The organism is Stieleria sp. (assembly GCF_041595215.1).
GTDB classification, from domain to species: Bacteria; Planctomycetota; Planctomycetia; order Pirellulales; family Pirellulaceae; genus Stieleria; species Stieleria magnilauensis.
This window is the reverse complement of sequence record NZ_JBFHKV010000972.1, coordinates 1-3,278: the sequence shown is the minus strand read 5'-3', so window position 1 is coordinate 3,278 and position 3,278 is coordinate 1. Positions and strand designations below refer to the sequence as shown.

Sequence of the window (3,278 nt, the reverse complement as noted above, 5' to 3'; positions counted from 1 at the left end):
GTGAATAGACGCCGCCGCGTTTGTTGTTGTCCGGCGTGCGACCAAACTCGCCCGTCCAAATCACCAGCGTGTCTTCCAACATGCCGCGTTGTTTCAGGTCGCGAATCAGGGCCGCCATCGGCTTGTCGACGCTCTTGATTCTCGAGGAGTGACCGCGTTCCAGATAATCGTGACTGTCCCATCCGCCGCTGAAGATCTGGACGAATCGTACGCCGCTTTCGACCAACCGCCGCGCCATCAAACATTGTCGTCCAAAGGTTTCGGTCTCCGGATCGTCCATGCCGTACATCGAGATCGTGTCCTGGGACTCTTTGGCCAAATCGATCACGCCCGGCACTTCGGTCTGCATGCGGAACGCAAGCTCGTAGCTCTGCATCCGGGCGCTCAGTTTTTGATCCGCGGCGCCCAATGAATCCAGGTGCGCCTTGTTCAGCCGCGCCAATTCGTCGAGCGCACGCCGTTGGTGTTCACGCGACTTGAAATCCTGCGGCGTCAGATCCAAGATCGGCGAACCTTCCGGACGCAGACGCGTGCCCTGGTAATACGGCGGCAGAAAACCGTTGCTCCAGTTTGTCGGACCGCCCTGTGGCAATGCCAGTTCCGTCATCACGACGTAGCCCGGCAGATTCTGATTCTCCGTCCCCAAGCCGTACGTGGCCCAGGCGCCGACCGCGGGATCTCCTCCCAAGCGACTGCCCGTATTCATGTGGAACAACGCTTCGGGGTGATTGAGCGATTCGGCTTGGCAACCGCGATAGTTACACAATTCGTTGGCGACGTAGGGATCCGAAAGGTATTTCCATTGGTCACACATTTCGATGCCGGTGTCACCGACCTTGTTGAACCCGAACGGGCTGCCGACGAAGAACTTGAACCCTTGCTCTTGGCCCGCCTTCAGCTTGGACTCGGTCTTGTGCAGACGTGTCAATTCAGGCTTGGGGTCAAACGTGTCCATTTGGCCCGGTCCGCCTTCCATGAACAACATGATGACGTTCTTCGCCTTGGCCGGCATCATCGGAGGCTTGGGCGACAGCGGCGAACCACCCGCGGCCGGTTGTACCGCCTCTTCGCCTTGAAGCAGCGCCGAAAAGGCAACCGAACCTAAGGAAGCACCGAGTCCGAATAACGCGTCGCGACGATTGAGTGATGGATTCATTTGACTAATTTCCTGTGCGATGAAGTTGTGTTGTTTGTGGTGAAGGTGTGTTCCACACGCGCCATTGGCTGACGCCACGTGCTGGTGTGCAATTCCAGCGGGACGCGTGAGCGACCGGCGTGCGTCGGTGTGGATTCGACACACGCCACTGGCTGACGCCACGTGCTGGTCTCTGCACCGTCATTCCACGTACATGAACTCATTGGTGTTCCATAACAGCAAACACATGTCCGCCAACGCCCGTGTCTGCGGTGACACGTCACTGGCCTTGCGATCGTACTCGTAGTCTTCAAAGACCGGCAAAATCTCTTCGTACTCGAACACCTTGCCCGAGAACTCCTCCACCAGCGAACGCGTGATGGTGGTCGGATACTCGACCGGCGCGGGGTCGACCGATTCGTGATAGCTGCGCATCTCTTTGACATAACGTGTCAACTGCTTGCGCTCGTCGTCCGAAGCATCGCGGCCGAACGTCAAACGAAACGCCCGATCGATTTGCGCCGGCAACGCGTCACGTTCCTTTTCCAGCCGCAGCGCGAACGCGATCGATCGGTCGGTCATCATGGCACTGTTGAGCAGCGTGAACACTTGAGGTGTCACCGAGGCGGATTCGCGCAGTTCACACGACTCGTTCGGGTTCGGCTGGTTGAACAACTCCGTAAACGGGTCGGCCATCCCGCGGACGTGATACGCGTAGATCGTTCGACGATTGCGCTGATCGGCCTTGGGCGACGGTTGGTAAGACGGGGCGAGCGAAAATTGAATCATTCTCGGTTGCAACGCCACTTCCATGTTGATCTCCGGTTTGATCGGCACACCGCCGTCGCAGTGACGCAGTTCTCCGGTGATCGCCAGCACCGAATCACGCAGCTCCTCGGCACTCAATCGACGGCGTGGGAAATGCGAAAGCAACCGATTGTTCGGATCCACTTCGGCGAGCGTTTCGCTGTCCGTCGGAACCGTCGACCGTCGATAGGCATCTGACAGCATGATCATGCGATGCATCCGTTTGATCGTCCAACCATTTTCGACAAAGTCGCTGGCCAGGTAATCGAGCAATTCCGGGTGCGAGGGTTTGTCGCCCTTGGCGCCAAAGTTGTTGGCGTTGGCCGCCAAGCCGACTCCGAAATGGTACTGCCAAATTCGATTGACGATCGAACGCAGCGCCAGTGCGTTGTCCGGATGAGCGATCCATTTGGCCAGTCCCAATCGTCGTCCGTCGATTTCAGGCGTCAGCAGGAAGGGATCTTCGTTTGCTCCCGGATCCAGCGACGGACTGGCCGGCAACGCCACCGCACTCAAGACACCCGGCAGGACCTGATCACCGAGCGCCGTCAATGCTCCGCCGACCAGGATATGATTGACAACCGAAGGCGATTCTTTCTTCGGCTTTCCGATCCGCAGCTTGCGAGCTCCGTTCCACGCCATCTCGGCGTATGCCGCGTTGTAGACGCTTTGCGCCATCGGCTCGTAGCGTTCCAAGCGTCGTTTCCAGATCCACTCGTCTTGCTCGCGGACCTTTAATTGTCCCTGTTCGACGTAGTCCAGCCCGACGTGTCGTTCCGGTTTTTCTTCATCGGGCAAGTCCTTTCGCTGGTTTTCATTCTTGTAGGGCAGCCCGTGTTCTTCGAACCATTTCCTTGCCGCCGCTTCACGTTTCTCGACTAGCTTGTTCTTTTCCGAAACCGCAAAGTCCAACATTCTCTGCACGTGTGCCCGACCGCTTTCAAACCCGTCGGTCGATTCTTCGGGCAGCAGTGGCACCGCGCGTTCGGCCATGTGCGTCGTCGAAAACGCCGCGTACATGCGGTAGTAATCGCGGGTGGGGATCGGGTCGAACTTGTGATCGTGGCACTTGCAGCATCGCATGGTGGTCGACAGAAACGTCTGGCCGGTGATGTTGACCAAGTCGTCCAAGTAGATTTGTCGTGCTTCGTCGGCTTCGATCATCGCGTTGTCCCACGGGCCGAGTCGCAGGAACCCGGTCGCGACCAGCCACTCGGATTCTTCGGGCGTGTAGTTGCCGTTGAGCCGGGTTTCTTCGACGACGTTTTCATCGCCACCGCTGCGGGTTCGCACCGACTCGTCTGCCAATTCGTCGCCGGCGAGTTGTTCGACGATG

At 58.3% G+C, this 3,278-nt stretch carries 2 protein-coding genes; both read right to left on the bottom strand.

Annotated features, from left to right (window positions below):
• Positions 1-1,156 (bottom strand): DUF1501 domain-containing protein (locus tag ABX749_RS26965; protein ID WP_372898747.1); only part of this gene is annotated, 1,156 nt, incomplete at its 3' end.
• Between the two features lie 180 nt (positions 1,157-1,336).
• Positions 1,337-3,278: DUF1553 domain-containing protein (locus ABX749_RS26960; RefSeq protein ID WP_372898745.1), on the bottom strand; the 1,942-nt coding region annotated here is incomplete at its 5' end.